At 40.1% G+C, this 26,625-nt stretch carries 23 protein-coding genes, 1 tRNA gene and 1 pseudogene; 11 read left to right on the top strand and 14 right to left on the bottom strand.

Annotated elements, in window-relative coordinates; genetic code table 11:
- Positions 1–366 precede the first annotated feature (366 nt).
- The 5 genes from ACIQZD_RS14475 (at position 367) to ACIQZD_RS14455 (ending at position 7,845) form a co-directional block, all read left to right on the top strand.
- Positions 367–2,019 (top strand): glycerol-3-phosphate dehydrogenase/oxidase, encoded by a 1,653-nt coding sequence (locus ACIQZD_RS14475; protein WP_402903835.1) that lies wholly within the window; start codon positions 367–369, stop codon positions 2,017–2,019.
- A gap of 198 nt (positions 2,020–2,217) precedes the next feature.
- Positions 2,218–3,672, top strand: a complete 1,455-nt coding sequence (locus ACIQZD_RS14470; protein WP_402903832.1) for an alanine/glycine:cation symporter family protein — start codon at positions 2,218–2,220, stop codon at positions 3,670–3,672.
- A 102-nt stretch (positions 3,673–3,774) separates the two neighbouring features.
- Complete coding sequence (locus tag ACIQZD_RS14465; protein ID WP_402903829.1) at positions 3,775–4,995, top strand: CdaR family transcriptional regulator; 1,221 nt, start codon at positions 3,775–3,777, stop codon at positions 4,993–4,995.
- Between the two features lie 150 nt (positions 4,996–5,145).
- Positions 5,146–6,576: a sodium:solute symporter family protein gene (locus ACIQZD_RS14460; protein WP_402903826.1), complete on the top strand. Its 1,431-nt coding sequence runs from the start codon at positions 5,146–5,148 to the stop codon at positions 6,574–6,576.
- A gap of 171 nt (positions 6,577–6,747) precedes the next feature.
- Positions 6,748–7,845 (top strand): NAD/NADP octopine/nopaline dehydrogenase family protein, encoded by a 1,098-nt coding sequence (locus ACIQZD_RS14455; RefSeq protein ID WP_402903821.1) that lies wholly within the window; start codon positions 6,748–6,750, stop codon positions 7,843–7,845.
- A gap of 330 nt (positions 7,846–8,175) precedes the next feature.
- On the opposite strand, the gene ACIQZD_RS14450 is transcribed toward ACIQZD_RS14455, so the two are convergent.
- Both ACIQZD_RS14450 and ACIQZD_RS14445 read right to left on the bottom strand, forming a co-directional pair.
- Entirely contained in the window at positions 8,176–9,612 is a 1,437-nt protein-coding gene (locus ACIQZD_RS14450; protein ID WP_402903816.1) for a 4-hydroxyphenylacetate 3-hydroxylase family protein, read from the bottom strand.
- 115 nt (positions 9,613–9,727) lie between these two features.
- A complete protein-coding gene (locus ACIQZD_RS14445) occupies positions 9,728–10,198 on the bottom strand; it encodes a cysteine dioxygenase (RefSeq protein WP_402903812.1) in 471 nt (156 codons plus the stop codon).
- 308 nt (positions 10,199–10,506) lie between these two features.
- Between ACIQZD_RS14445 and ACIQZD_RS14440 the strand changes: the two genes are divergently transcribed.
- The gene (locus ACIQZD_RS14440; protein ID WP_402903809.1) at positions 10,507–10,929 is read left to right on the top strand and encodes an RrF2 family transcriptional regulator; all 423 of its coding nucleotides are present in this window, start codon (positions 10,507–10,509) and stop codon (positions 10,927–10,929) included.
- A gap of 172 nt (positions 10,930–11,101) precedes the next feature.
- On the opposite strand, the gene ACIQZD_RS14435 is transcribed toward ACIQZD_RS14440, so the two are convergent.
- The 4 genes from ACIQZD_RS14435 to ACIQZD_RS14420 all read right to left on the bottom strand — a co-directional run bounded on the left by ACIQZD_RS14435 (position 11,102) and on the right by ACIQZD_RS14420 (position 16,609).
- Entirely contained in the window at positions 11,102–12,322 is a 1,221-nt protein-coding gene (locus tag ACIQZD_RS14435) for a PucR family transcriptional regulator (protein ID WP_402903806.1), read from the bottom strand.
- A gap of 133 nt (positions 12,323–12,455) precedes the next feature.
- On the bottom strand, positions 12,456–13,925 hold the full coding sequence (gene putP, locus ACIQZD_RS14430) for a sodium/proline symporter PutP (RefSeq protein ID WP_402903803.1): 1,470 nt from the start codon (positions 13,923–13,925) through the stop codon (positions 12,456–12,458).
- Positions 13,926–14,092: 167 nt separating this feature from the next.
- Complete coding sequence (gene pruA, locus ACIQZD_RS14425) at positions 14,093–15,634, bottom strand: L-glutamate gamma-semialdehyde dehydrogenase (RefSeq protein WP_402903800.1); 1,542 nt, start codon at positions 15,632–15,634, stop codon at positions 14,093–14,095.
- A 57-nt stretch (positions 15,635–15,691) separates the two neighbouring features.
- Positions 15,692–16,609: a proline dehydrogenase family protein gene (locus tag ACIQZD_RS14420; protein ID WP_350300382.1), complete on the bottom strand. Its 918-nt coding sequence runs from the start codon at positions 16,607–16,609 to the stop codon at positions 15,692–15,694.
- A gap of 400 nt (positions 16,610–17,009) precedes the next feature.
- On the opposite strand from ACIQZD_RS14420, the gene ACIQZD_RS14415 reads away from it, so the two are divergent.
- Positions 17,010–17,174 (top strand): hypothetical protein, encoded by a 165-nt coding sequence (locus tag ACIQZD_RS14415; protein ID WP_402903795.1) that lies wholly within the window; start codon positions 17,010–17,012, stop codon positions 17,172–17,174.
- Positions 17,175–17,438: 264 nt separating this feature from the next.
- Here the strand turns inward: ACIQZD_RS14415 and ACIQZD_RS14410 are convergent, their stop codons facing one another.
- From ACIQZD_RS14410 to ACIQZD_RS14395, 4 genes are read right to left on the bottom strand one after another with little or no spacing between them, the layout of a single operon-like run.
- Positions 17,439–17,975 carry a cupin domain-containing protein gene (locus tag ACIQZD_RS14410; RefSeq protein ID WP_402903792.1) on the bottom strand — a complete coding sequence of 179 codons (537 nt, stop codon included), beginning with the start codon at positions 17,973–17,975 and terminating at the stop codon, positions 17,439–17,441.
- Between the two features lie 25 nt (positions 17,976–18,000).
- Positions 18,001–18,639, bottom strand: coding sequence for a methylthioribulose 1-phosphate dehydratase (locus ACIQZD_RS14405; RefSeq protein ID WP_402904816.1), 639 nt, complete (start codon positions 18,637–18,639; stop codon positions 18,001–18,003).
- 35 nt (positions 18,640–18,674) lie between these two features.
- Positions 18,675–19,358 (bottom strand): 2-hydroxy-3-keto-5-methylthiopentenyl-1-phosphate phosphatase, encoded by a 684-nt coding sequence (locus tag ACIQZD_RS14400; protein WP_402903789.1) that lies wholly within the window; start codon positions 19,356–19,358, stop codon positions 18,675–18,677.
- A gap of 5 nt (positions 19,359–19,363) precedes the next feature.
- Positions 19,364–19,504 (bottom strand): hypothetical protein, encoded by a 141-nt coding sequence (locus ACIQZD_RS14395; protein ID WP_402903786.1) that lies wholly within the window; start codon positions 19,502–19,504, stop codon positions 19,364–19,366.
- A 412-nt stretch (positions 19,505–19,916) separates the two neighbouring features.
- On the opposite strand from ACIQZD_RS14395, the gene mtnK reads away from it, so the two are divergent.
- Complete coding sequence (gene mtnK / locus ACIQZD_RS14390; protein WP_402903783.1) at positions 19,917–21,149, top strand: S-methyl-5-thioribose kinase; 1,233 nt, start codon at positions 19,917–19,919, stop codon at positions 21,147–21,149.
- A 352-nt stretch (positions 21,150–21,501) separates the two neighbouring features.
- On the opposite strand, the gene ACIQZD_RS14385 is transcribed toward mtnK, so the two are convergent.
- Positions 21,502–21,732: a helix-turn-helix domain-containing protein gene (locus ACIQZD_RS14385; RefSeq protein ID WP_137019568.1), complete on the bottom strand. Its 231-nt coding sequence runs from the start codon at positions 21,730–21,732 to the stop codon at positions 21,502–21,504.
- A 75-nt stretch (positions 21,733–21,807) separates the two neighbouring features.
- On the opposite strand from ACIQZD_RS14385, the pseudogene ACIQZD_RS14380 reads away from it, so the two are divergent.
- Positions 21,808–22,131 (top strand): annotated as a pseudogene (locus ACIQZD_RS14380) (VOC family protein); the annotation flags it as partial.
- A gap of 369 nt (positions 22,132–22,500) precedes the next feature.
- On the top strand, positions 22,501–23,688 hold the full coding sequence (locus ACIQZD_RS14375; protein WP_402903779.1) for an aminotransferase-like domain-containing protein: 1,188 nt from the start codon (positions 22,501–22,503) through the stop codon (positions 23,686–23,688).
- A gap of 334 nt (positions 23,689–24,022) precedes the next feature.
- On the opposite strand, the gene ACIQZD_RS14370 is transcribed toward ACIQZD_RS14375, so the two are convergent.
- Positions 24,023–24,095 (bottom strand) — tRNA-Ala (locus ACIQZD_RS14370).
- 114 nt (positions 24,096–24,209) lie between these two features.
- Positions 24,210–24,917: an MgtC/SapB family protein gene (locus ACIQZD_RS14365; RefSeq protein WP_402903776.1), complete on the bottom strand. Its 708-nt coding sequence runs from the start codon at positions 24,915–24,917 to the stop codon at positions 24,210–24,212.
- A gap of 152 nt (positions 24,918–25,069) precedes the next feature.
- Between ACIQZD_RS14365 and ACIQZD_RS14360 the strand changes: the two genes are divergently transcribed.
- Positions 25,070–25,969 (top strand): DMT family transporter, encoded by a 900-nt coding sequence (locus tag ACIQZD_RS14360; RefSeq protein ID WP_402904815.1) that lies wholly within the window; start codon positions 25,070–25,072, stop codon positions 25,967–25,969.
- A gap of 32 nt (positions 25,970–26,001) precedes the next feature.
- Here the strand turns inward: ACIQZD_RS14360 and ACIQZD_RS14355 are convergent, their stop codons facing one another.
- Positions 26,002–26,187: a hypothetical protein gene (locus tag ACIQZD_RS14355; RefSeq protein ID WP_101223533.1), complete on the bottom strand. Its 186-nt coding sequence runs from the start codon at positions 26,185–26,187 to the stop codon at positions 26,002–26,004.
- Positions 26,188–26,625 lie beyond the last annotated feature (438 nt).

Genomic DNA, 26,625 nt, shown 5'->3' with positions numbered 1-26,625 from the left:
ATAATGACCGAACTCACGAGTAAACAGCGCTAATTCACGAGTAAAAGTGCAGAATTCACGAGTAAGAGAAGAATTCACGAGTAAACAGTGAGAATTCACGAGTAAACCGTGTGAATTCACGAGTAAGAGAAGAATTCACGAGTAAACAGCGTAAATTCGCGAGTAAGAGAAGAATTCACGAGTAAACAGCGAGAATTCACGAGTAAACAGCGCGAATTCACGAGTAAATAACGAGAATTCACGAGTAAACAGCGAGAATTCACGAGTAAACCGTGTAAATTCACGAGTAAAAGTGCAGAATTCACCTGTAAACGCAGAATTCATACAAAAAACTATAGAATGCAATACTTTAAGGAGGAATCAGGGATGAGGTTTTCAAATATATATCGGGAAGAAACGATCGAACTTCTTAAAAAAGAGAAATATGATGTGGTTGTCATTGGTGGGGGAATTACCGGTGCAGGGATTGCCCTGGATGCAGCGACCCGTGGAATGAAAGTGGCTTTGGTTGAAATGCAGGACTTTGCAGCAGGTACTTCAAGCCGCTCGACAAAACTTGTTCATGGCGGATTGCGGTATTTGAAGCAATTTGAAATAAAAATGGTTGCCGAGGTTGGTAAAGAGCGAGAAATCGTTTATGAAAATGGACCGCATGTGACCACGCCGGAATGGATGCTGTTACCGATGCACAAAGGTGGCACCTTCGGGAAATTCAGTACCTCTATTGGACTTCGGGTATATGATTTCCTTGCGGGGGTTAAAAAAGCTGAACGCAGGAAAATGCTTTCGGTGGATGAAACACTAGAACGGGAGCCTCTCGTTAAGAAAGAGGGACTGAAGGGCGGAGGCTACTATGTTGAATATCGTACAGATGATGCACGTCTTACGATTGAAGTCATGAAGGCGGCGGTCGATAAAGGTGCAACACCGATAAATTATACAAAAGTAGACCAATTGATATATGAAAATGGTAAGGTGAACGGCGTCCAAGTTGCCGATTTACTTTCAGGTGATGCTTATGAAATATACGCAGACAAAGTCATTAATGCAGCGGGTCCGTGGGTGGATTCCATTCGTGAGAAGGACCAATCGAAACAAGGGAAAACGCTGAAGTTATCCAAGGGTGTTCATGTGGTCATCGACCAATCGAAGTTCCCGTTGAAGCAGGCGCTTTATTTTGATACGCCTGATGGCCGGATGATTTTTGCCATCCCGAGAGCCGGTAAAGCTTATGTAGGGACTACGGACACTTTTTATGATGGTGATCCTGCAGTGCCGACCGTTACTTCCGAAGACCGTGCCTATCTATTAAAGTCCATACATTATATGTTTCCGGAAGTGAACATTACGGATGATGATATCGAATCTAGCTGGGCTGGGGTAAGGCCGTTGATTCTTGAAGAAGGGAAAGATCCTTCTGAGATATCAAGGAAAGATGAAATATGGGAGTCCGATTCTGGCCTTATCACGATTGCGGGAGGGAAATTGACCGGTTATCGCAAAATGGCAAAAACGACGGTCGACCTTTTGGCAGGGAAGCTTGCCCAGCAATCCAATAAAACTTACCCAGCCAGCAGCACTAAAGGCATGCCGATTTCGGGAGGGGATGTCGGGGGATCAAGCAACTTCTCCGATTATATCAAGCAACATATTCAAATGGGGGTTGACTCAGGACTCCCTGTAAAGGACTCCGAAGCGATATTGGCCATGTACGGCTCCAACGCACCTGTGTTATTCGATATCGCAAAAAGCGAAGGAGACGGAGGAGCAAGCAGCGGCCTTCCGCAGAAATTGTTCGTACAGCTGAAATACGCACTAGATCATGAAATGGCCGCAACTCCAGTGGATTTCTTTTTCCGCAGGACGGGGACACTGTTATTCGATATCGATTTAGTCCAAACGCATAAACATGCAGTGATCGATTATATGGCTGGATATTTTGGATGGACGGAATCAACAAAAATGGAGAGAACCAATCAATTGGAACAGGAAATATTGGGTGCGATTAAAGTATCTTGACCTATATGTAAAAAACGCCGGCGGAATCGCTGGCGTTTTTTTGAATTCGGAATGTGATTATCGGGGCATTTGCAAGTGGAAAAATAAAAATGTTCATGTTAGGTTTCCTGACGCGAAAACTATTGTTTAATCCATCAAGATGAAATATAATCATTAAAAGATAAATTAGAATTTTCAAAATATAAAGGGGGAGCTTTATTGTCTGATTTTATTACGGCTTTAAATGGGGTTTTATGGAGTGCACCAGTCATTTATATTTTATTGGGAGTAGGTTTATTATTCACTATTTTAACCCGGTTTCTGCAAGTGAGGCATATTAAGGAAATGGTCGTTTTGATGTTCCAAGGCAAAAGTTCGGAAGCGGGGGTTTCTTCATTCCAGGCTTTATCAATAGCCCTTTCAGGGCGGGTGGGTACAGGTAATATTGCAGGAGTGGCAACGGCTATCGCCTTTGGCGGTCCCGGTGCAGTTTTCTGGATGTGGGCCATCGCCTTCATAGGAGCGGCTAGTGCATTTGTGGAATCCACTTTAGCTCAAATTTATAAAGTCAAACAGGATGGACAATATCGGGGAGGCCCTGCTTATTATATTGAAAAGGGGATAGGGTGGAAGTGGTTTGCTGTTCTTTTTGCATTTGCAGCCCTTATAGCCATGGCAATCCTTATGCCAGGTGTTCAATCCAATTCGATTGCTGCCGGGGTGGAAAATGCATTCGGCATCAAACCGGTGTTCACTGGTTTGGCAATCGTCCTTTTACTGGGCTTCATTATATTCGGCGGTGTAAAACGGATAGCTAATGCTGCAACCTTAATCGTGCCTTTCATGGCTCTAGGTTATATATTGCTATCTGTTGTCATCGTCCTATTGAATATCACTGAATTACCAGGAGTCATTTCTTTGATATTCAGAAGTGCCTTCGGGTTGGATTCTGCATTTGGGGGGATCATTGGCATGGCGATTGCTTGGGGAGTGAAACGCGGCGTTTATTCGAATGAGGCCGGCCAAGGGACAGGCGCTCATCCGGCGGCTGCGGCTGAAGTATCACATCCGGCAAAGCAGGGACTTGTCCAAGCATTCTCGGTTTATATCGATACATTGTTCGTTTGTTCCGCTACGGCCTTCATGATTTTATTTACAGGCATGTATAATACACAAGCGGAAAATGGTTCATATATCGTCAATAATTTGGGAGATGTAACACCTGGTCCAGGGTATACACAAGCGGCAATCGATAGCGTTATCCCAGGTTTTGGTGCTGGATTTGTTGCAATCGCCCTTTTCTTCTTCGCCTTTACGACGATCATGGCCTACTATTATATTGCTGAAACCAATATCGCCTATTTAATGCGCAACCGGAATGGTAAATGGGCCATGTTCGCCTTGAAGCTCATCATCCTGGCGGCTAGTTTCTATGGATCCGTCCGTACGGCAGAGCTGGCTTGGGCATTAGGGGATGCGGGTTTAGGCATTATGGTATGGCTCAATGTCATTGCCATTTTAATTCTTGCTAAACCGGCGCTTATTACGTTAAAGGATTACGAAAAGCAAAAGAAGGCAGGGGTCGATCCGGTTTTCAATCCCAAAGCTTTAGGCATAAAAAACGCCGATTTTTGGGAGCATGAATACACCGGTGACAAGGAAAATGTTTCTTAAGGATGCCCTTATATAATTTAATATAATGAGATACATAAAAAACCAGCTCAAGGTAATTGAGAGCTGGTTTTTTATAGTTTTTCCATAAACTAGGGGGATAATATGTTAGCTAAACTAGCTCAAGAAATTGCGAACATAACCAGTGAAGTAATCGGCCATGATGTGCTTATTACGGATAAAGACGGAATGGTGCTTGGTTCAAGTGATAAATCGAGAATCGGCACATTGCATCAAGCTTCTCTTGGAGCCATTTTTCGTCGTAAGGAAATGACTCACAATGAACTGGTATCGAGTACATTAAAGGGAGTGAAACCTGGAATTACTATTCCTATTGAATTATCAGGGGAATATGTTGGGACATTAGGCATCACGGGATATCCTAATGAAGTATCGAAGTTTGGAATGTTAGCTAAAAAATATGCCGAGATTCTATTGCGAGAGGAAATCATCAATAAATCTTCCCTGCTGCGTGAACGGGCTTTACAGAGTCTCGTTAATGAAATCGCCGCTTTTGACCATGACCAAATTGATGAAATGCTACTGCTGACTCGCGGCAGGGAATTGGGGTATGATTTAAAACCGCCCCGGATAACGTTTGTTATCGATCTCTTTCAATTCAATCACATTACCAGCGAAATTCATCACCAAGCGTTAAAGATGGATTCACCTGAAATATATATTCAATCTTTAAAGATAAACATAGAATCAAAAATAAAAAACATCTTCTCGAATAATCAGGATATAACGGTGTCTTTGGGGTCTGATAAATATGTTGTCTTTCATATGCTGGATGGTGAAATCCATGATGAAGATATTCCTGAAATGATTAAAAAGAAATGTAAGTTGCTTATTGCAGTATTAAAGGAGTTGGGAATTGACGCTTCAATCGGCATAGGAACCATTGGAAGTAACTTAACCGATCTGAATGAATCCTACCATGCTGCTTGGAGGGCACTTAGAATCGGAAAGAAAATGACGGATCACCCGGATATCTTTTATATAAAAGATTTTGTTTTGGAAGAGTTGTTATCCTATATACATAAAAGTACTGCACAGCATTTTGTCGAAGAAACCATTACGAAATTAACGGAGTACCCAGATCATGATGAATTATTCCGTACAATTACAGCTTGGTGTGAATCTAGCTTGAGCCCGATTAATTCATCCAAAGAATTGAACATCCATCGTAATACTTTATTTTATCGATTGAACAAAATAGAACAAATAACAGGAAGTAATTTACGGAACTTCAAAGAGGCGTTGGAGCTTTACCTTGCGGTTAAACTGATGCAGATACTTGAACCGGAAAGAAAATCGGATTAGCTTTGTGCTGATAGCACAATCCAACGCCTCATTTATAAAGCGATAATTAGGCGGTCATTACGATGCCTTGAGAGGCACCGAACCCCTATAATTCAAATTAGAGAGAGGGAGAAACTGATTTGGAATAATAGAATAAAGGGGTGAAGGGATATGGGAATCGTAGATTGGATCTTTGTTGTGGGTTATTTCACAATCATAGGCATTATCGGATATCAAACAAGTAAGCGTATCCAAACCGTTAAAGACTATAATGTTGCAGGAGAGAAAGTGACTTGGACCATTCTTTTTGCCAGTTTGGCAGCTTCCGTATTAGGTGGAGGGGCCTCAACGGGAATGGCGGGAAATGTTTATAAAGATGGGTATGTCTTTATGTTCGCTTTTTGTGCGTATGGGATTGCCAGTATATTAATTGGCTATTTTATTGCACCGCGGTTAAAAGCCTATAAAGGAGCTCAAACCGTTGGGGATATCATGGAAAGGCATTATGGCAAAAAAGCGAAGTTAGTGACGGGGATTCTCTCAGTGGGGTTATGTACGGGGATTATAGGGGGGCAGGCTTTAGCGTTAGGAACCATGCTTAATGTAATTCTGGATATACCTCCGATCATAGGGATACTGATTGGGATGGGCTCGGTGATTCTCTATACTTCTTTTGGAGGAGTCATGGCGGTCATTCAAACGGATGTCGTTCAATTTGTCCTGCTAGGTGTCATATTGCCTCTTTCTCTTATCATTGGATTGTTTGCGGTGGGCGGTACTGAAACTTTAATCGAAAAAATCCCTGATGTTCATTTTACCCTTTTAGGCAATTGGGAACTAGCTACCTTTATTGGATTGTTCGTCACCTTTCTCTTAGGAGAAGCGCTGATTCCTCCTTACACACAACGAGTTTTCTCGTCAAAAGATCCGGAAACAGCCAGGAAAGGTTATATCATTTCGGGGTTCTTCTCTTTTGGATTTTTTTTCATCACAGGTTCACTAGGTTTAATCGCCTATGTGTTATTCCCTGGAATCCAAACGGATAATGCTTTGCCGACGATAGTGAAAGAACTTTTGCCTGTGGGTGTGACCGGATTGGCAGTTGCTGCACTATTAGCGGTCATCATGTCCACGGCAAGTTCCTTTTTAAATGCAACAACGGTTTCTTTCATGCGGGATATTTATCCTTTTTTTAGAAGGAGAAAAATATCGGATAAGCAAGAATTATTCATGGGAAGAGTCTTGACTGTGGCCGTTGGGGTCGCTTCTTTAATTTTTGCCATCAATGTTCCAAGTATAATCGCTGCCTTGGAATATTCTTATTACCTTTGGGCACCGACCATCGTATGCCCATTGGTGATGGGGATCATGTGGCAGATCCGTAATGCAGCAGCCGGTATATGCTCGATCATCGTTGGGGCGGTCATCACCTTGGTTTGGACCTTTGCCCTGCATGAACCTTTTGGTTTATCTGGGGTCGTTCCGGGATTCACCGCGAATGCAATTTCCTTTTTTATCGCCCTTTCACTAACGAAAAACAACGAAGCGGGAAAACCTGCAAATAAGGTGGATAAGGAGCTGCTTGAAAATGATGTTATATAGTTTTCTGCTTTATTTCATTCCATCGTTATTAATCGTAGTCACTCTTATGACAGGTATAGTTTGTACAAAACATTATATAGAGGATGTCATAAAGAAGTGAAAAAAGATTTGTGCGTAGAGAACAATTACAAGCATGAAATATGGATGAAAAATATGAAGGGGGAAATGTTCATGAAAAGATCTGTGGCTGTTTTGGGTGGGGGTAATGGAGGACATACATTAGCGGCTGATTTAAGTTTGGCTGGACATGAAGTTCGACTGTTTGAAATGGAGAAATTCAGTCATGCCATGCAGCATGTATTTACAACGAAACGGATTGAATGCCTTGGTGAAGTAGTAAAGGGAACAGCGGAAATAGCCATGGTCACAAGTGACATCGACCAAGCATTAAAAGGGGCAGAAATCATCCTTGTTGCAGTACCGGCTTTTGCACATAAAGACTATGCGAATTTATTGGCGGATAAAGTGAATTCAGATCAATTGGTTGTTCTCCTGCCAGGAACGCTGGGATCTTTGGAGTTTGTGAGGATCTGGAATGAATTAGGGGTGAATCGGGATGTTGTGCTGGCTGAATCGGATACCCTTCCATATGCGACAAGACTTGAGGGACCAGGTAAAGTAAGGGTGAATGTGAAAATCAATGTGCAAATAGGGGTGTTTCCCTCCGTTCGTACTGAATGGGCAACGGCTTTGCTTGCTGATATTTTATCCATCACACCTGTTAGCAATGTGCTTGAGGCTGGTTTGAGCAGTATGAACCCAATCGATCATCCGCCTGGAACGATTTTGAATGCTGGTCGAATTGAGCGTTCAAACGGGGAATTCTATATATACGAAGAAGGGATGACTCCATCCGTCATTCGGGTGATGGAGCAGTTGGATCAAGAGAGATTGGAAATTGGGAAGTGGTTTGGTTTGGAACTGATGACAATCGCTGAACTTCTCCATACATCAGGGTATGGTCCAAAAGGAACAACCTGGGAAGTGTTAAATGGAAGCCGCAGTTTGACACCGATTAAAGGACCGACTTCTTTACAATCACGTTATTTATCCGAAGACATTCCTTTTGGTTTGCGAACATTCGCTTCAATTGCCGACCATATTGGATTAGACACACCAATGATGGATTCCATGATCACCTTGGGGGGGATTCTTGTTGGCGGCACTCCGCAAAGTGGAAGAACCATTGAAACGTTAGGTCTTAGTAAACTATCGAAAGAGGAAATCATGGAGTTCGTTCGTACTGGGACCCATAAAGTTTCCGTATAAGGTGAATCTAGTAAATCGTAACAAAACGAAACTGTAAACCTTTAGAAAGATAATGGGTGAAACATGAGAAGGAGAGAGGAAAACGGCAGACCTAGCCGTGTTTCTTCTCTCCTTAGCTTATTGAATCTCCGAACTCAAAAACAGGACGCTCTTTAAGATCTCTGCTTTATAAGTTTTTTGAAGGAGCTGGTTAGCGCCGCCAGTCGGAAACTTTACTCAAAGGATAAATATGTCCATTAATAAAAAGCTTGTCTACACTTAAACAAGCTTTTCCAAATACCTTTACCGATTTCGCCTAGATTCAAGCGAAGATTTTTGTCAGCAAATCTATTAATCATCTAAATACTTTTCTAACATTTGTTTAAATCTTTTTTTATCATAATTATTATACTGATTAGCTATATTACGTATTGGATCTCCTGCGTAAAAACGTTCATATAATTCATGCCTTGACCCTAAAGGGCTCCCAACAAGATCCCACGCTAATTTAAATAGTTTTGTTCTCTTTTCTGCTTCCAGATTCACTCCTTTATAATATTTTTTCTGCAAATCTGATAAGGGACTTTGAAAATCCTGGACACTTGAGGGAATTTGAATGAATCCTCCTGCTCCTATGAGTTGTAAGATCTCTATGGCACGGGGATAATATTTGGTCCCAAGGTTTCTGGCTGTTTCAATATACGTAAAATTTGGGATGAACGTTTGATATTGATCTAGCTTTCCTTCCCTTTCTGAAGCTATCAATAAAGCTCTGATCGTCTCGACTTGGATTAGTAGTTCTCCTATTTTTTCTTGAACATGCAGATAAACATCGGCCCCTATTGCTTCAGCAATTTCGCAAGCTATAGCCGTAACGAATTCCAGTTTAGTTAATAATCGAACAATTGCTTGATGATATGCTAAGCCATTTGATGCGGAATTTAATTTAATTTGTAACAAAGCATCTGGGTTGTCGTACAGTAAAACACGTTCCCAAGGGACGAATACATTATCAAAAATTAATAAAGCATCCATCTCGTCGTACCTTGAACTTAGAGGGGAATCTACTGTTTTGCTTTGATTTGCAGCAAATGATTCCCGGCAAACCATATGCAATCCGGGAGAGTTGGCCGCAACAATAAGCATATGAGCTATGGATTTTTGTTCTTCTTGCAGATTTGCGAGGGGATAAACGATTATATCATTCGAATATGGTGCTGCAGTACCAATCATTTTGGCTCCACTTAAGAAAACACCATCACTCGTCTTTTTTGTAATTCTTAATAATCCTAGATCATTTATATCTTTGAAAGATTGATTGGCACGATTAATTTGAGGATCTCGTTGGACGACACTTAAAAAAAGATTCTTATCTCTTGCTTCTTCATAATAAGCTTTAATTTTATGTGGAAAGTGTGCATCAAACTTTTTATAGTCCTCTCGCGATGCATACCATCCTGTTAGTCTTGATCTTGCATAGTCTGATAAACGGCTCATCACACCATCAGTTGTTTGACTCCAAGTTTCAAAAGCTATCCTCCTCTGCAGTAAATCATCATAAGAGTGTGGAACTAAAAAGGCTGAATGGACGAACTTTTTCGTTTTGGGGCTAGGATAGCTTACCAAGTTTCTCTTTTGCGGATCATCAATCATATTAAATAAATTGGAAATCGTAGTTAAAGTACCAATGAAGTTCTCATCGGTTGTGACATCAATTTTTGTTCCATCTAACCAAACACTTCTTCCGTCTTGCAAGCTTTGAATAAATTGATTGCTTTGCGAATTCATAGCATCCTCCTGTGAAACTATGGGAATTTTTTTGATTGTGAAAATGACATTCTTATATTTATAAGGTTATTCAATACGCTCGTATATTTGAGTGAAAATGAATCTGGGGATTGTTTCATGGGGAAGGATAAGTTGTTCCGCCTTTTAATGGTGGAGTGTATATATGAAATGTAATAACAGGTGAAGTGGTGGGATTATACATCATATGGATGGTATCTTCTTTAACAAGGAGGATCTCATTTTGGGAAAACTCCTCGATTCGATCATAAATAGGATAAGATTCTTTGTTTTCTAACTTATATAATACGTTTAGAAAATCTCCAGCCACTACAAAAATGCATCCAATAGACAATCCATGATCATGGATAAAAGTTTTGGCCATACTAGGTAAATGAATAACAATTACTTCGACATTTTCGGATCTGTAAATAACATTTCTTCCGTATTCTAAATCCTTCGGTTCAGTAACGTACTTAGAAACATCATTAAATGTTAGATTTAAAGATTGAACGGCATGTACTATATTAACCTCATTATACGAGGATAAGTTATCGAAAGTGCATTTGATAGTCTCTAAAAAATCCATTCTTTCTCGTCTCCTTACAAATAAGATAGCGTTCATTTTTTCAATGTCAGGAAGCTGGACTTGTCCCCTTTATTTGAGGGGGTTAATAGTTAAATTAAATCTGAAATCTTTTCGACTCCTTTCTTTTTAATGATTTAAATTGATTCCGAAGTAACATGATTAACTTTGTCGACTTTCCTGAAATATAGTATGAATAAATGATATAGATGTGCATTCCCAATAATGAAATAGACACAAATTTCCACGTATATAATCGTCAACCATAAAATAGTCTGATATAAAGGGGAATGGCTGGGAGTGATCATCATATGAAGGTTTCAAGTAAGGGGGAATATGCATTAAGAGCTTTAATAGCTTTAGCAAAGAACCAAGAAGAACTCATGCAGATAAAAGATATTGCGAATGAGACATTAGTGTCTCCCCAATATCTGGAACAAATTCTATTGCATTTGAAAAGTCACGGTTATGTAAAAAGTAAAAGGGGAGTCCGCGGAGGGTATACCTTAAAGGAATTGCCCAATAAGATTATCATTGGAAACGTAATTCGGGACTTGGAAGGACCGCTTGCCCCTATGAGTTGTGTAAGCATTACAGCATATGAATATTGTCCCCTTGAAGATAATAACTGTTTATTAAAACCTCTTTGGGCACTGATCAGAGATCAAGTGGCAGAATTGCTGGATAATACCACTTTGAAAGATCTCTTGGAAGGTAACTTGTATAAATGGTAACCGATTTCCATTAAACATAAAAAATGAATCTTTCCATAAAATTATATAAAAACTTAAACTTAGCGTTAAAGAAGTACAACAATGTATAAGGAGAGAGGAAAACGGCAGACCCAGCCGCGTTTCTTCTCTCCTTAGCTTATTTAATCTCCCGAACCCAAAAACAGGATGGTCTTTAAGATCTCTGCTTTATAAGCTGTAAATCGATGTATAGTTGCATTCTCGAATGAAAGTCATCAAAATCGATGGAGGTGAGATCGGTTATTTGATTCAATCTATATTTCAATGTGTTGGTATGAATGTATAGCTGTTCAGCTGTCGGTTTGATCCGGCAATTGTTCAACAGATATATTTCCAGTGTTTGAAGGAGTTTTGTCTGGCTTTCCTGGTCCTTCTTTTGAAGAAGCTCTAAATCCGTATTGATATAATTCGTTTTAGTATGATGGTTGGAGATCATTTCGAGGTAACGGAAAATCCCAAGCTTGCTATATTGGAAGGGAAGCTGTTCAGGTTCACCGATGAACTTGGCTGCGTTGATCACTTCCAAGGCTTCGAGATAGGATTTTCTTAATTGAAGAATCGAAGAGTACTCATTTCCGATTCCCGGGAATACCTTTTTGTCATTGAATTGGGAAAGAACGGTGTTCGTTAAATCATTGGCGCTATCGGTAAGCAGGTCTTTCCCTTTTCCGTTGCTGCCAATTAAGACGATAATCTTCAATTGGTTTGTGAATACATGTGTAAAATGATTCAATGCATTGGCGAATAGACTGACTGTATCCGTTAATTCATCGAAATGTTCCGCATCGGATTGAGCGATGGTAAAGACATTGACAAGGAAAGTTTCCGGGATGAGAAGACTCATATTGGCGGCTTCCCATTTTATTTGGTTTTCCGTTTGATAGACTTCATCAATGACCTTTTGGTAAAACTCATTTTTTTCTTCATCTTTTTTCATGTTTATCTGTTTTTTCTGATAAAGGAGCTTGCCGATATGATGGGAAACTTCATGTAAAAATTCCAAATCGGAATCAGTCATCATTTCCGTTTCTTGGACCCAAATGAATCCGAAGACTTGTCCTTTATGAACGGCGCTCACTACGACTCTTTGATTTAATCCGATTTCCTCGATTTGCTTGACCCTAAATGGATGCTCCACCGTTTTAAGCTGTTCGACAATGCCCTCATCCATAAATTTTTCCAGAATTGGAATCGGCCAATGCTTTGTGAAGATGGTTTGCCGATTGGCTTGGTCGAAGTGTTCGATATAATATGAACTGTATGCCAGCAATAAAAATTGGTCATTTTCGATGACGACTGGTTTTTTTAAATAAGTGCTGACCATATCCGTTATATCGTTGATGTTTGTGAGAGTCAGAATTTTTTCTAATGACATATATGGCCCCCTGTTATTTTTTGAAGTATATGACAACTTAGTTTAATAATACTTTTAAACGGATGATGTGTATAGGGGGGAAGAAGAACAAAGAAGAAACGGTATATGAAAAATACCGTTCCTTTTAGGGGTTTTATTTTTGTTTTAAAGTTTTTTCGAATTCTTCGAATTTCGCTTCTACTTCTTTTGATGGTTTCGCTGTTAGAAGACTGACCAGGATGATGGCAATCAAGCTTGCGCCAAAACCAGGAATCATTTCATACATCATATCGGATAATCCTGCCATCGACCAGAAAATTACAGTAGCGGCACCAACGATCATCCCGGCTAAAGCGCCCCATCTTGTCATTCGTTTCCAGCAGAGGCTCAGTATGACCAATGGACCGAATGAAGATCCGAATCCAGCCCAAGCATACCCGACAAGTCCAAGAATCGTGTCATTCTGTTCCCAAGAGAGAATGAGCGCTATGACGGATATGGTCAGTACGGAAAGTCTGCCCAGGAAAACAAGCTCTTTATCTGAAGCGGAACGACGGAAGAAGGTTTTGTACATATCCTCCGTTAATGAGCTGGCCGTAACCAAAAGCTGCGAAGAAATCGTGCTCATGATGGCTGCCAGTATTGCGGAAATCAAGAAACCAGTGATAAGCGGGTGGAATAGTATTTCCCCTAACTCTATGAAAATCGTTTCAGGATCAGCTAACTTCAGGTTGTTCTGATGGAAATACGTGATACCGATGAATCCAGTCAGCATGGCACCGATACTGGAGAAAATCATCCAGCCCATCCCGATAGTACGGGCTTTCTTGATTTCTTTAATAGAACTGATGGCCATAAAGCGGACAATGATATGCGGCTGTCCGAAGTAACCCAGTCCCCAAGCAAATAATGAGATGACTCCTAAAAAGCTCGTCCCCGTGAAAATATTCAACAGAGCAGGATCAATGGAACGTGGAGTGTCAATCGCAGGACCGAAACCGCCAACGTGGAAAAGGGTGACGATTGGTACAAGAACCAAGGCGACAACCATGATGATCCCTTGAACAAAGTCTGTCCAGCTTACTGCCAGGAATCCACCGAATAAAGTATAGGCAACGGTGACGCCTGTCAAGATCCATAGGCCTGTATGGTAATCAAGGCCAAATGTACTTTGGAATAAGACTCCGCCGGATACCATTCCGGAAGAAACATAAAAGGTAAAGAATACGAGGATAACCAAAGCTGAAATGAGCCTTAAGATCTGTGAGCCCTCGCCAAAACGATTTTCCAAGAAAGCGGGGATCGTAATCGAGTTATTGGCGACTTCCGTATAGGTCCTCAATCTAGGTGCAACATACAGCCAGTTCATATAGGCTCCTAATGTGAGACCGATTACAATCCAAATTGAACTTAGTCCTGTTGCGAACATGGCACCAGGCATACCCATTAAAAGCCAACCGCTCATATCAGCGGCACCGGCGCTCAATGCAGTGACAGCAGGACCAAGACCCCGGTCGCCCAGCATATAATCATTTAAATTGGAAGTCCTTTTGTAAGCGAAGTAACCGATGAGAAGCATGCCAGCCATGTAAATGCTGATCGAAATTATTAATGCGTAATCCATAAAAGACTCCCTTCATGTTGAAATATATAATTTTTTGTTTTAAAAGAGGAAGCAACCTATGTGTCACTTCCTCCATTTAACTTCATTTTGGTTTCCGTATCCAGAATGGAGGATACGGAAACCATAGGGGGTTCAAATCATCTTCCAAATTGCTCAATGGAACATTATCAGAACGTTTCGGATGTTGTTTTGGCTTGCATATGAAGCTGCAAGTAGTCCGGTCCGCCTGCCTTGGAATCAGTTCCTGACATGTTGAACCCGCCGAAAGGCTGATAACCTACGATTGCACCAGTACAGCCGCGGTTGAAATACAAGTTCCCTACATGGAATTCTTCGCGTGCTTTTTCCATGTTAAGGCGATTTGTCGTAATGACAGCCCCAGTCAAACCGTATTCAGTGTTATTGGCAATCTCAAGAGCTTCGTTAAAGTCCTTCGCTTTTGTGAAGGCAACGACTGGTCCGAAGATTTCTTCTTGCATCAAGCGGGCTTGCGGATCGACATCAGCAACGATTGTCGGTTGAACGAAGTAGCCTGTAGAGCTATCTCCTTCTCCTCCAGTCAGAATGCGTCCTTCTTGGTTCCCGATTTCAATATAGCTCATGATTTTGTCAAATGCAGCTTGATCGATAACTGGACCCATGAAATGATTTTCTACAGGATTACCAACTGTAAGTTGTTTTGTTAATTCAACAGCGCGATCTAATACTTGATCGTATACATCTTCGACGATGACAGCACGTGAACAAGCAGAACATTTTTGTCCAGAGAAGCCAAATGCAGATTTCACGATCGATTGAGCGGCTAATTCAAGATCTGCCTCTTTGTCGACAACAATAGTATCTTTTCCGCCCATTTCAGCAATGACACGCTTAAGCCAAATTTGGCCTTCGTTCACTTCTGAAGCACGTTTGTAAATGCGCAGACCTACATCACGTGAACCTGTGAAGGAAATGAAACGTGTTTTTGGATGATCAACCAGGTAGTCGCCCACTTCGGCTCCGCTTCCTGGAACGAAATTCAACACACCTGCTGGAAGGCCTGCTTCAAGCATCACTTCAACGAATTTCGCAGCAACGATAGGAGTAGTCGAAGCTGGTTTCAACAGGATTGTGTTACCAGTAACGATAGCGGCAACAGCTGTACCTGCCATGATAGCGAATGGGAAGTTCCAAGGAGAAATGATGATGCCTACTCCTAATGGAATGTAATCATAGCGGTTGAATTCTCCCGGACGGCTTTGAACAGGCACACCATCTTTAAGTGTCAGCATTTGACGGGCATAGAATTCAAGGAAATCGATTGCTTCCGCTGTATCCGCATCAGCCTCATTCCAAGGTTTTCCCGCTTCTTTCGTCAATAACGCAGAGAATTCATGTTTGCGTCTGCGAATGATGGCAGCCGCTTTGAACAAAACGTCAGCGCGGATTTCCGGCTTCACTTTTTTCCAGCTTTCAAAAGCGGTAACAGCTTCCTGCATGGCTTTTTCAGCAAGATCCCTGTTCGCTTTCGATACTCGGCCGATGACCTCTTGCTTATCTGCAGGGTTATATGAAACGATTTTCTCATCGGTCGTCACTTTTTCAGCCCCGATATAAAGAGGGTAGTCTTGCCCTAAGTAGCCCTCAACAGTTTGAAGTGCTTCCTGATATGCTTTTTTGTTTTCCTCGTTTGAAAAATCGACAAATGGTTCGTGTTTATATGAAATCATTGATAATCACACCTTTTAATAGATTTTTTGTAGCAATTAATAATGTTGAATGTATATTTAGCTTCTGACCATCCCTTTGAAGGCAAAGGCAATATTGGATGGCCTTTCTGCAAGCCTTCTCATGAAGTATCCATACCAATCCAGACCATATGGTACATAGACGCGCATTTTGTAACCTTGCTTGACCAATTCGTATTGGGTCTTGTTTCTCATGCCATAAAGCATTTGAAATTCGAATTGTGTATTTGGTATGTCAAACTTCTTGGCCAGCTCTTTTGTATATTCGATGATTTTGTCATCATGTGAGGCAATGGCGGTATAATTTCCGTTAAGAAGACTTTGCTTGATCAACTTTTTATAGTTTTCGTCTACATCATCCTTTTCAGGAAAGGCCACCTCGGGAGATTCCTTATAGGCACCCTTTACGAGACGCAGGAATGGCTTATATTGGGCAAGGTCCTCCAAATCTTTCTCTGTGCGGAATAAATATGCTTGTAGAACAGTACTTATGCAGCTGTATTTTTCTTTGAACTGCCTGAAGATATCGATTGTTGCCTGACAGCGAACTTCATCTTCCATATCGATCGTGACCATGACTTTATGTTTTTCGGCTGTATCAAGAATTTTCGTCATATTCTCAATCACGAGTTTATGATCGATATCAAGTCCCAAAGAAGTCATCTTCAGAGAAACCTGTGAATCAAGTTTTTCCCTGCTGATCATTTCGATGGTTTCGATGCATTCTGCCGTACGTTCCAGGGTCACTTCCTTGGAATCAACGAATTCCCCAAGATGGTCGACTGTAACTGACAAGCCGCTATTATTAAGTTGTTTAATGAATTTAATGGAACTTTGGAAATCAGTTCCCCCAATGATCTTTCCAGCAGCAAAATTTCCTCCGCTTTTTTTAGCAATATTATTAAGCAGATTATTTTTAGATAAAAATAAGAAAAAGTCCCTTGTAATGGCTTCCATATAAAGCGCACCCCCTAAGAAGATGTATTTCAATAAATTAAGCTTACGATTTTTCGACAATATTCTCAATGTTCTAAAAAAACAATAATTGTGTCATTTGTTTGTCGGTTTTGGACAAATGAAAAGGTTTACAATTTTTCTTGAATGTTCGGATGAAACGAAGGTTTATATTTTAACTTAAAGAGAAACGCTAGAAATAAAGACTTCATCAGGAAGCGATGATGTGAAAGACCTCAATAAATGCGTGTAAAGGTGGCAGCTCGACCATAATCATCCAATACGTTATAATGAACCTTATTTAACGGAATGAGTGCAATGTACGATGAAAAAAACGATAAATGAAGCTTTCAGAAGTAAAATGGGTGAAAAAACCGCATCGGCAAGCCGGGGAGGATAAGGAATGGATGCTGTACTTGAAGAACTTAGAGAAACATCAGGATTGATAATAGGATTAATACTGGCCCTGATAATAATGGGGCTGATCGGTTATGCCCTTACGAATGTACATGAATCCATTGTGTCACCTGTGGTTCAGTTCATAAAGAAAATGGTTAGTCGAAAATAGCTGAGGCGGAATTCATAACCTTTTGTCCCTTTTAAACAATCCCTGCAGGGTTTGTCTAAAAGGGACAAAAGAACCGCAAGCTATAAGCATATTATCCGAGAATGATGAAAATCCCCCGCTTCTAATGGAAGCGGGGGATTTTCATGTGTTCAAGAACAAGAAAAAACCTTGCTGTACTAGGTTTACAAGTATAGAGAATAGCGGGGGAAACCGTTGGCCTCTAGGCTGCCAGAGATAAATTAGATTAAATCGATAGATCAGTTACTATTCCGACTTGAAGTCCGGATCATCATAATGGTGGGCAACCCAGCCTGAAGCATCAATAAACAAACGAACGGCCACTACTTGACGGTTTTCCAATAAAGTAAAGAAGTGGGGGATGTTAACAGGAACAGAAATCACATCTCCAGCAGATAATTCTACGTCGAAATAACCAGAATCCCCCTTGATAGTAAAGATGCCATTTCCTGCAGTGATGGCACGAACTTCATCTTCGGTATGAACATGTACCTGTTCAAATTTCTTTAGAAGCTCGTCTAAATTAGGAGTGGCATCGGATAATGCAACAATATCCCATTCTTTATAACCGCGTCGATGTGCAAGGGATTTAATTTCCGCATCAAAGACTCTAAGAATTTCTTCTTTTTTCTCGTCCGAAAGTATAAATTCATCACAAAGATGCTTGGGTAATTTTTTCATATCCCAATGTTCATAAAGGACACCTTGTTCATCCAAAAATCTTTTAACCTCTTGTTCTTGTGTTAATCTTCTATTGGTATTGCGCATTCGAATTGTTGCCATCGTAAAATTCTCCTTTTTGAAAATTTTAAAAAGTTTGGTTGGATTTTTTCAGAAAAAACATTTTAATTTGATATTCAAATAGAAATTCAAATGCCTCTAAATGACGCTTAGCAGTAAAGTCACTATCTCCCCAAACGTAGATTCCATGGTTGCGGATTAATACACCGGGTACCCCGGGTTGGATAACTCTGCCGATTTCTTCTGCTAATTTAGGAATGGAAGCATAGTTTTCTACAATTGGAACTGTTATGGAAGCATCTTCTTTCCAAATATCAAATGCTTTAATGATTTCATGTTTCGTGAAGGTAACTTTTCCATGATCGCCATAAAGATCTGAAATGAGATTATTGTAAATGGTATGGACATGGAAAACTGCTTCACAATTAGGGATTAATTGATAAATAGCAGTATGAATCAAGGTCTCGGCAGAAGGTTTTAAGTTGGTAGGAAACACAAGATTCCCATGCGAATTAATTAAAATAAAATCTTCTGGAGTATCTATCGATTTGTCTTTTCCGCTAGATGTTATTGCTATAATAGGCTGATCAAGCTCTAACGAAGAATTTTTTACACGAATGGACAGGTTCCCGCTGGTTGCTGGAAACCAGCCTCTTTCCGATAAGCTTCCTTTAATTGTTTGTAATGTTTTAAAGGCCTTTTCGATTGCTTCGAGAGTAATTTTTTCAAAATCATTTTTAGTTATGGGTCTTCACCACACTTATTAGTAATTTGGTTTAAAATTTTAATCACATCAAAAAATGATTCAAATTCTTTACAAGGAAGAGACTGCTCTTTACATTTTTCTAAAAGAAAATCTCGTGCAATAACAAGTTCAGCCAATTCGGCAATTGCCAAATCTGTGATACTATCTCCAATTACAACTTTCATATAATCGTTAGTTGAAAGCGAACGAAGAATAGTAGGTTTACACATTCCACAGTCTTTGTTGCAGTTTGAATCACAAGAAAAGGGCCATAGGATTTTGATTTGTTTGTCATTAAAATCACTGGCATTGCAATAGATATCATATTTGGGGATAGGATAACTCGATAAAATAGGGAGAACGAAAAAATCAATTCCTCCACTAGTAATCAGAAGGCGGATATTGTTATCCTGGCAATATTGAATAAATTCATTAAATCCTGGTCTAATCTCCGCTTGTTCTATTGCATAATCGATGATTTCTTTTCGAAATGATGAAGGTAATAATGAAAACATGCGTCCTACTCCTTCTCGGACACTAATTCGTTGAGCCAAAATATCATTCTTGACTCTTTCCCAGCCAGGAGGATTAAAGTACTTCATAATATTGATGATGTTGTCATTTTTCGTGATTGTTCCATCAAAATCGCAAAAAATGACAATTTTTTTGAAAGAACCCACGATTATCATGCACCCCATTTTTTAAGTGCCGAACGAAGTGCAGGAGAATCTTCTGCTGCTTCCTTCAGTGAACGACCTGAAACGACTGCTTGAATGGCATCGGTAAATGCTGTATATCCATCCCTTTCGTACTGGCAGTTAGGCAAAGTAGGGTCCTTTAGGAGCCGGAGCATGCCGATTGAATTTTTAGCTCTTCAAAAAGGCACTATCGTAATTCGTAAGTATCCACAAGCTCTTGAAACCTTCTTGTGAGAAGGTCAGGGATGCCTTGTCCAAAATTAATAACATCATACCCCGCATAAATAAACCCATTCACTTTTCCGAATAATAGAGAAAAATTGATTTGGCAGGTGATTCGTTTGGTGGGATGCTTTGATTATAAAATTGTTATTTTGAATAATTAATCACCACTCTCTTAAAAACAACATATGATGACATAACCCTTTTAGTGAGTAAATTCAAAAAAACAATTGTTTAACTTACTTATAATAGTGTTGTTGCTCACCCCTAGTTGAATTTACTCAGGAAAAGAGCTCTTAGAAAGGGGAGAGGGGATTAATGGCAAATTTAAATTATCATATACTTAGTGAGCTAGAAACAATGCAATATATTAAAAAGATTCCGGGTTTATTTTCGGAGACTGCTCAACTAATTTGCAAGGAAATGGGGGATGGGAATCTAAATTTAGTATTCCGTATAACGGAACAAGATTCGTCGGAAAAAAGTGTAATTATAAAACAAGCACTTCCTTATGCGCGCGTAGTTGGGGAGTCTTGGCCATTAACATTAGACAGGGCACGTATTGAGAGTGAAGCATTAATGATGCAAAATGGAATTTGTCCTGGTTCAGTTCCAAAAGTTTATCATCATGATAAAGAATTGGCGTTAACTGTCATGGAAGATTTATCTACACATATCATTATGCGTAAAGGCCTAATTGCCCGTAATCGTTATCCTTATTTTGCAAAACACATTGGTGCTTTTCTAGCTAGAACTCTGTTTTTAACTTCCGATTTAGCGTTAGATCCTGAATGTAAAAAGCAGAAAGTAATGCAGTTTATAAATCCTGAAATGTGCAGAATTACAGAAGATCTTGTGTTTACTGATCCATATTACGATGCAAAAACGAATCAATTCAACCCGCTAATTAAGGCAGTTGTAGAAGAAATTTGGGGTCATGATCGGCTTAAACTTGAAATCACGAAGTTAAAGGAAGGATTTCTCACTCGTACTCAAGCACTTATCCATGGAGATTTTCATACAGGCAGCATTATGGTCACGGAAAAGGACACGAAAGTGATTGATCCAGAGTTCGCCTTTTATGGACCGATGGGTTTTGATATTGGAGCTGTGATTGCTAATCTATTACTCAACTATTGCTCTCATGAAGGACATACTCTCATTCAAAAGGAACGGATTGAATACCAAGATTATTTATTAAATACAGTAGAGAAAATTTGGACAATCTTTGAAGAAGAATTTAGAACTTTGTGGAAGGAAAAAGCAAGGGATTCTTATGTGTCCTTACTGGGATATGAAGATGATTATTTGCTGCGTTTGCTTCAGGATTCCCTTGGATACGCGGGGTGTGAAATGATGCGTCGAGTGGTGGGTTTAGCTCATGTTCCTGATTTGGAAAGCATAAATGATCCAAAATTAAGAGCAAAAGGAGAAAGATTAGCCCTCGTCATTGGGCAACAGCTGGTATTGGAACGGGAAACAGCCGGGAAAATTAGCGACCTAACATCTTTAATCAGAAAAGTTAGAAATCGGGAGGCGGATCAGGATTAGTAAGTTTATTCAATCCATTCAATGGAAAAATGATCAATTTTTTATCCTGATAAAGCAGGTCGTGCATGAGTAAACTTCAAAAATTAAAATAAAGGTTGTAGATCATTTTTTTTAAATAAGCTTACTCGCATGGAAATTCTAGTGTTTAAATCTTTGTTTATTTTTTCCGATGAGAGGCCAATAACTACAGACGAAGTAATGCCGTTCACGTTCATCGTACGAGAAGGTACACAGCCCTAGATTAAATTAACGAAAACTGGCGATGTTGGCTGGGTACCTTCCGAAGCAGTACGCAAGATAAGCGGGGAATGAGACAAAACCCTGACCTTCGTTGTTTGGGCTTTTTATTCGTTCATAAATCAAAATAATCATCTGCCTTTGCGTCAGCCTCTATACTTCGAACCGCCTTCATGATTTTCTTTAAAACCCCGGCTGACGGCACATACTTAGGATCGCTGCAAACTCTGCTTATCGTATTGCGTGAGATTCCGGACGCACTTACAAACTCCTCTTGTGTATATCCGTGCTTATCTATTAATTTACCGACCTTGCTCCGCGGCTTTCTCTTCCCGAATCTAAACATTTTGATAACCTCCTAGAATTATTTACTAGCAGTCTCGTCCAACTTTCACAAAAATATACGCATAGTTTCGCAAATATTTGGTATACAAACGGTTGGTCGGAACAAACGAAATTTGAATTCGAAATTCATGTGAATGACATGGAACGGGCAAAGAAGTTTTATGGAGAGGTATTCGGATGGACATTTCAAGACTGGAGTGATTATGCAGGAGTGCCTTACTTTGGAGCAGTAACTGGCGATGAGAATGAACCTGGGATCGATGGTGCTTTGATGCAGCGTCATAGTGCTCCGCCGGAAACACACCAAGCGTTAAATGCATTTGCTTGTACCATGGGAGTGGAAAATTACGATTTAACGGAAGCTAAAATTATTGAGAATGGCGGCAAGGTCGCAATGCCCTATTTACGTGCGGCCACCGAAGCGATTGGTTAAGAAATGCAATGAGTTGCATAAAAAGTGAAGAAAGGCGGACGATCTGCCTTTCTTTATTTTTTCGTTCTTTTAATCAGCTTAACAGATACTGATGACAAAAATAACGACCTCATCCATACACACATAATTTATGATTGCATTGGAGCGACCAAGAAAGTCTTTGTAAAAGGGACACCGGAATTTGCAAAGAGTGATTGTTGTCTCTCATTAGAGAAAATTTAAAATTAATTTAGAGTGTTTCTACAAAAGATTTATGCTTATATAAAATAAGGGAGCTATCTTCAAAAATCACGAGTATCAATTAAGATTTCATTGACGGAAAGGTGTATGGTTGAAGTGAATGTTGAATCTTTTTTTTCTGAAAACATTAAAGCGGCACTTAAGAATGATCCGCCCGGTGCATGGATGCCAGATCTGCCGGATGGTTGTATTCGCTTGAGTTCAGGCTATCCTGATCCTGCACTCGTTCCTGCTGGGGAGCTCAAGGCAGCTGTAGCAAAACTTCTTGATGAGGAGCAGGATTTGCCGCTCCATTATCTTGGAAGTCCACGAATTGCAAAACTGAAGCAGCAAATCCAGAAAAGATTGGCAGAGCGTGGAATTTGTATTTTGGAAGAACAGCTTTTGATTACATCAGGAGCTTGCCAGGGGATTGATCTCATTGCCCGCATTCTTCTTGATGATAAAGCGGTCGTTGCGGTCGAGTCTCCCACCTATATGGAGGCTTTAGAGATTTTTCAGAACTATACGAAGCAGATTATCAGTATACCTATAGATGAACAGGGGCTCCAAACATGCCGATTAAAAGAAATGCTGGATGAAAGGAAGCGTACAGGTCTAACCCTCCCGCGTTTTCTTTATACTATCCCTAGCTTTCAAAATCCAACTGGCACGACTATGACAATTGAGCGCCGGAAGCATTTATTGGAACTTTCCATCGAGTTTGATTTTCTCATTCTAGAGGATGATGCGTACGGAGAATTATCCTTCGATAAAAATCCGGTGCCGATAAAATCTATTGATGAACGCGGGCGGGTCCTCCACGTTGGGTCTTTATCCAAGGTTGTTGCGCCAGGAATGCGGATTGGATGGATAGCAGGAGAAAGTGAATTCATTAAGGCTTTAGAGTGGTTTAAAAAAGATTTAGACCATCCATTTTCTCAAAGTACAATGGCTGTATACTTAGAAAACGCCGATTTTGATAAACGGCTTGACCTACTAAAAGATGTGTATCGTTCTAAATGTAATGCGTTAATCCGTTCGATGGAACAATTTCTTCCAGAATCCGTTTCATGGTATGTGCCAGATGGTGGTTACTTTGTATGGGTGAGAATTCCAGGTGTGGATACGTCGCATTTATTATCACAAGCTCTGTCTGAGGGTATTTCATATGTTCCAGGGAAATACTTTTTCTTGGATCAAAACGATGGAACCGAGTTTGTTCGGCTTTCGTTCAGTTATGCCAATGAGAAAGAAATATTCGAGGGAATTCGAAGACTAGGACAGCTTATCGCATCTTTTTGAATAGATTGTCCTGAAGGATTGTTAGTTGATTAATCATTGCAATGGTTAACACTATAAGTTATTTCGATGCTTTTTTGAAAATGGATTTGAATGAGCCTACTTTCTAAAGGAGGTAGGCACTTTGTTAATGAAAGGATTCTTTAACTCCTTCGCGATGATTTTATCGCAAATTGTTTCATACTTTCGGAAAGGTTAAGCACCGTAGATAAAGCCCACTGCTGAAGCACACAACCTATAATATGTTATGTAGATTATGATGATTCATATGATCGCAATGAAGTATTTTTTTTAAAGCCAAAGAAAAAAACCCTTGCTACGCAAGGGTTTTCGGATATGGAGCATAGCGGGATCGAACCGCTGACCTCTACGCTGCCAGCGTAGCGCTCTCCCAGCTGAGCTAATGCCCCGAATTGAGGTACAATAATTATTTTATCGGATTTTGGCGAAAAGTCAATATAAAATATGAGATTTTTGCAAAAATGATAAAAAAACCGTTTGAGGGTAATCAAACGGTTTTTTAATTATGCATTTTCGATCTCTACCCTTTCAATCTCCTTAAGGTTGGAAACGGTGTAATACACTTCCGATGTTCTGACTTTATGATCGACCAGAACTTTAAGTGTCAAAAGGTGATTGTCATTTGCGACATCTTTGATTCTGAGGTTTTTGATGAATATTTTTTCGTCTTTGATTTTTTTCAGTACGACGGCAATGTCATCTTTATTTTGTACGACCAGCTGCAGAAAGATTTCTTTTTGCCGTAACTTCATCGGTCCGAGCCAGGTGACGATTGCGGGCACCAATTCGACACTTATGATCAATAGGAAGACGCCCGCTATGGCCTCGAGGAAAAATCCAGCTCCAACGGCGATTCCGATTCCCGCAGCTCCCCAGATGATGGCGGCTGTCGTTAAACCGGATATGCTGTTGTTGTCCCGCCGGAGAATGACGCCAGCACCGATAAAGCCTACGCCAGAAACGATTTGGGCCGCTAGACGCAAGGGATCCATTGTGATATTTACGTCATCGCTCCCCGGGAACTTATAAGCGGATTCCATGGAAACGATCGTTAATAAACAGCTCACGATTGAAATGACCAGGCTTGTTTTTAATCCTACGGGTTTTCGTTTCATTTCTCGCTCGAGTCCGATAATTAGTCCAAGGAGAGCTGAAATTCCCAATTTGATAAGGATTTGCAGTTCCGATTGAGGGTCGAATGTCCATTCCATTTTGTTTCACCACTTCCGAATTATTATCGAAGAATAAGATCGTCTGTTGCCATATACCCGTTTTTCAAAAAAAACTACCCTAATGATTTTAACATAGTAGAATAGAGTTCAATGAAATGTAATTCCGTTTGAAAGGAGGAATTTGAGTGCAAATGCCAAAAGTGAATCCCTATGTAGCATTGGCAATCGGTGTGGCATCCGTATCGTTTTCGGCCATCCTTGTTAAATTGGCGACCGCTCCATCGGGTGTTATCGCTTTTTACCGTTTATTATTTACCGTCCTACTTATGTTGCCGGTTTTCTTGATGAAATACCGTCATGAACTTAAATTCATTGAAAAAAAGGATTGGCTGTATTCGATTGCGGCAGGAGTGTTTTTGGCTTTTCATTTTATTTTATGGTTTGAATCGCTTAATTACACATCGGTCGCGAGTTCAACTGTGCTTGTCACCCTCCAGCCTTTATTCGCTTTTGCCGGAGCTTACCTGTTTTTTAAAGAAAGATTTTCAATGAAGGCGATATTGAGCGGCATCATTGCGATAGCAGGCAGCCTCGTCATTAGCTGGGGCGATTTGAGAATTAGCGGTATGGCGCTTTGGGGAGATATTCTTTCGCTTATTGCATGTGCGCTGGTAACCGGTTATTTACTGTTTGGTCAAAATGTTCGAAAACGTATCTCTTCTATAACATATACATTTGTCGTGTATGCAATCAGTGCTGCCGCATTGTTTTTCTATGTGATCTTCAAGGGAGAGGCATTGGCGCCTTATCCTGCTTCCGATTGGGTCTATTTCGTTTTGCTTGCGATTTTCCCGACTTTATTAGGGCATTCTTTATTCAATTGGTCACTAAAGTGGTTAAGCACTTCGACGCTTTCGATGGGAATCTTACTTGAACCGGTGGGAGCGACAATTCTGGCTTACTTCATATTAGATGAACCGATACTCTGGACGCAGGTCCTGGGAGGTACCATCATATTGGGTGGTTTGATGATGTTCTTAAAAGATGAAAAGAAAAGCAAGGTACTTGAAGAAGCGCAAGTTTCCGTATAAAAGCAGTAAGTCTCCCGACTTACTGCTTTTATTTAATAGGGGTGAAACAAATAGGTGATCCGTGTGAAAACCAAAGCGAAAGTAAAGCTGAATAAAAACGTCGTACCATTCACCTTGCCTTTTTCTCTGCTGAACTTGATGGCTTCATAATAAGCGGTACTGAATAAGTAAAGGGTCATACTGTAAGAAATGAGTAATCCGATTAATGGCAGATTCATTGCTTCACCTCATGGAAAAAGATATCTATATATGACTATTTGTGTTTCTTTGGAAATATGCTTCGTTTATTCATAAACAATTAGCTTGGCCCAGAAAGCAGGGATAAGGGTGTGTTGGTGTAAAGAATATATAGAAGAAAATAGGTGAAACGTTTTTTTTGAAAAAGTTTTAAAAAACATATTGCAAACATTTTTAGTACATGGTATATTATTTCTTGTCGCTAAGACAGCAACTTAAACAGCTAACAAGCTGTGAAAAACATTTTTAAAAAAAGTTGTTGACGAAACGTGACGGAATGTGTTACATTATAGAGGTCGCTTCTGAGAGAAACGACAACGAATCGCTCTTTGAAAACTGAACAAAACAAAGCGCCAACGTTAAATTTTAAGTGAGCACACACTATCAAAAAAGCAAATGAGCAAGTCAAACATTTCTTC

This window comes from Peribacillus sp. NPDC096447 (assembly GCF_044762725.1).
Taxonomy (GTDB): Bacteria; Bacillota; Bacilli; order Bacillales; family DSM-1321; genus Peribacillus.
Note: the sequence above shows the minus strand (reverse complement) of the source record. Positions and strands in the feature narration are given on the sequence as shown.

Excerpts from the sequence above, each read along its gene's own strand:
- ACIQZD_RS14475 (WP_402903835.1), top strand. The coding sequence starts at position 367 with ATGAGGTTTTCAAATATATATCGGGAAGAAACGATCGAACTTCTTAAA.
- ACIQZD_RS14465 (WP_402903829.1), top strand. The coding sequence starts at position 3,775 with ATGTTAGCTAAACTAGCTCAAGAAATTGCGAACATAACCAGTGAAGTA.
- ACIQZD_RS14460 (WP_402903826.1), top strand. The coding sequence starts at position 5,146 with ATGGGAATCGTAGATTGGATCTTTGTTGTGGGTTATTTCACAATCATA.
- ACIQZD_RS14455 (WP_402903821.1), top strand. The coding sequence starts at position 6,748 with ATGAAAAGATCTGTGGCTGTTTTGGGTGGGGGTAATGGAGGACATACA.
- ACIQZD_RS14450 (WP_402903816.1), bottom strand. The coding sequence starts at position 9,612 with ATGAATTCGCAAAGCAATCAATTTATTCAAAGCTTGCAAGACGGAAGA.
- ACIQZD_RS14445 (WP_402903812.1), bottom strand. The coding sequence starts at position 10,198 with ATGGATTTTTTAGAGACTATCAAATGCACTTTCGATAACTTATCCTCG.
- ACIQZD_RS14440 (WP_402903809.1), top strand. The coding sequence starts at position 10,507 with ATGAAGGTTTCAAGTAAGGGGGAATATGCATTAAGAGCTTTAATAGCT.
- ACIQZD_RS14435 (WP_402903806.1), bottom strand. The coding sequence starts at position 12,322 with ATGTCATTAGAAAAAATTCTGACTCTCACAAACATCAACGATATAACG.
- putP (WP_402903803.1), bottom strand. The coding sequence starts at position 13,925 with ATGGATTACGCATTAATAATTTCGATCAGCATTTACATGGCTGGCATG.
- pruA (WP_402903800.1), bottom strand. The coding sequence starts at position 15,634 with ATGATTTCATATAAACACGAACCATTTGTCGATTTTTCAAACGAGGAA.
- ACIQZD_RS14420 (WP_350300382.1), bottom strand. The coding sequence starts at position 16,609 with ATGGAAGCCATTACAAGGGACTTTTTCTTATTTTTATCTAAAAATAAT.
- ACIQZD_RS14415 (WP_402903795.1), top strand. The coding sequence starts at position 17,010 with ATGGATGCTGTACTTGAAGAACTTAGAGAAACATCAGGATTGATAATA.
- ACIQZD_RS14410 (WP_402903792.1), bottom strand. The coding sequence starts at position 17,975 with ATGGCAACAATTCGAATGCGCAATACCAATAGAAGATTAACACAAGAA.
- mtnK (WP_402903783.1), top strand. The coding sequence starts at position 19,917 with ATGGCAAATTTAAATTATCATATACTTAGTGAGCTAGAAACAATGCAA.
- ACIQZD_RS14385 (WP_137019568.1), bottom strand. The coding sequence starts at position 21,732 with ATGTTTAGATTCGGGAAGAGAAAGCCGCGGAGCAAGGTCGGTAAATTA.
- ACIQZD_RS14365 (WP_402903776.1), bottom strand. The coding sequence starts at position 24,917 with ATGGAATGGACATTCGACCCTCAATCGGAACTGCAAATCCTTATCAAA.
- ACIQZD_RS14360 (WP_402904815.1), top strand. The coding sequence starts at position 25,070 with ATGCCAAAAGTGAATCCCTATGTAGCATTGGCAATCGGTGTGGCATCC.
- ACIQZD_RS14355 (WP_101223533.1), bottom strand. The coding sequence starts at position 26,187 with ATGAATCTGCCATTAATCGGATTACTCATTTCTTACAGTATGACCCTT.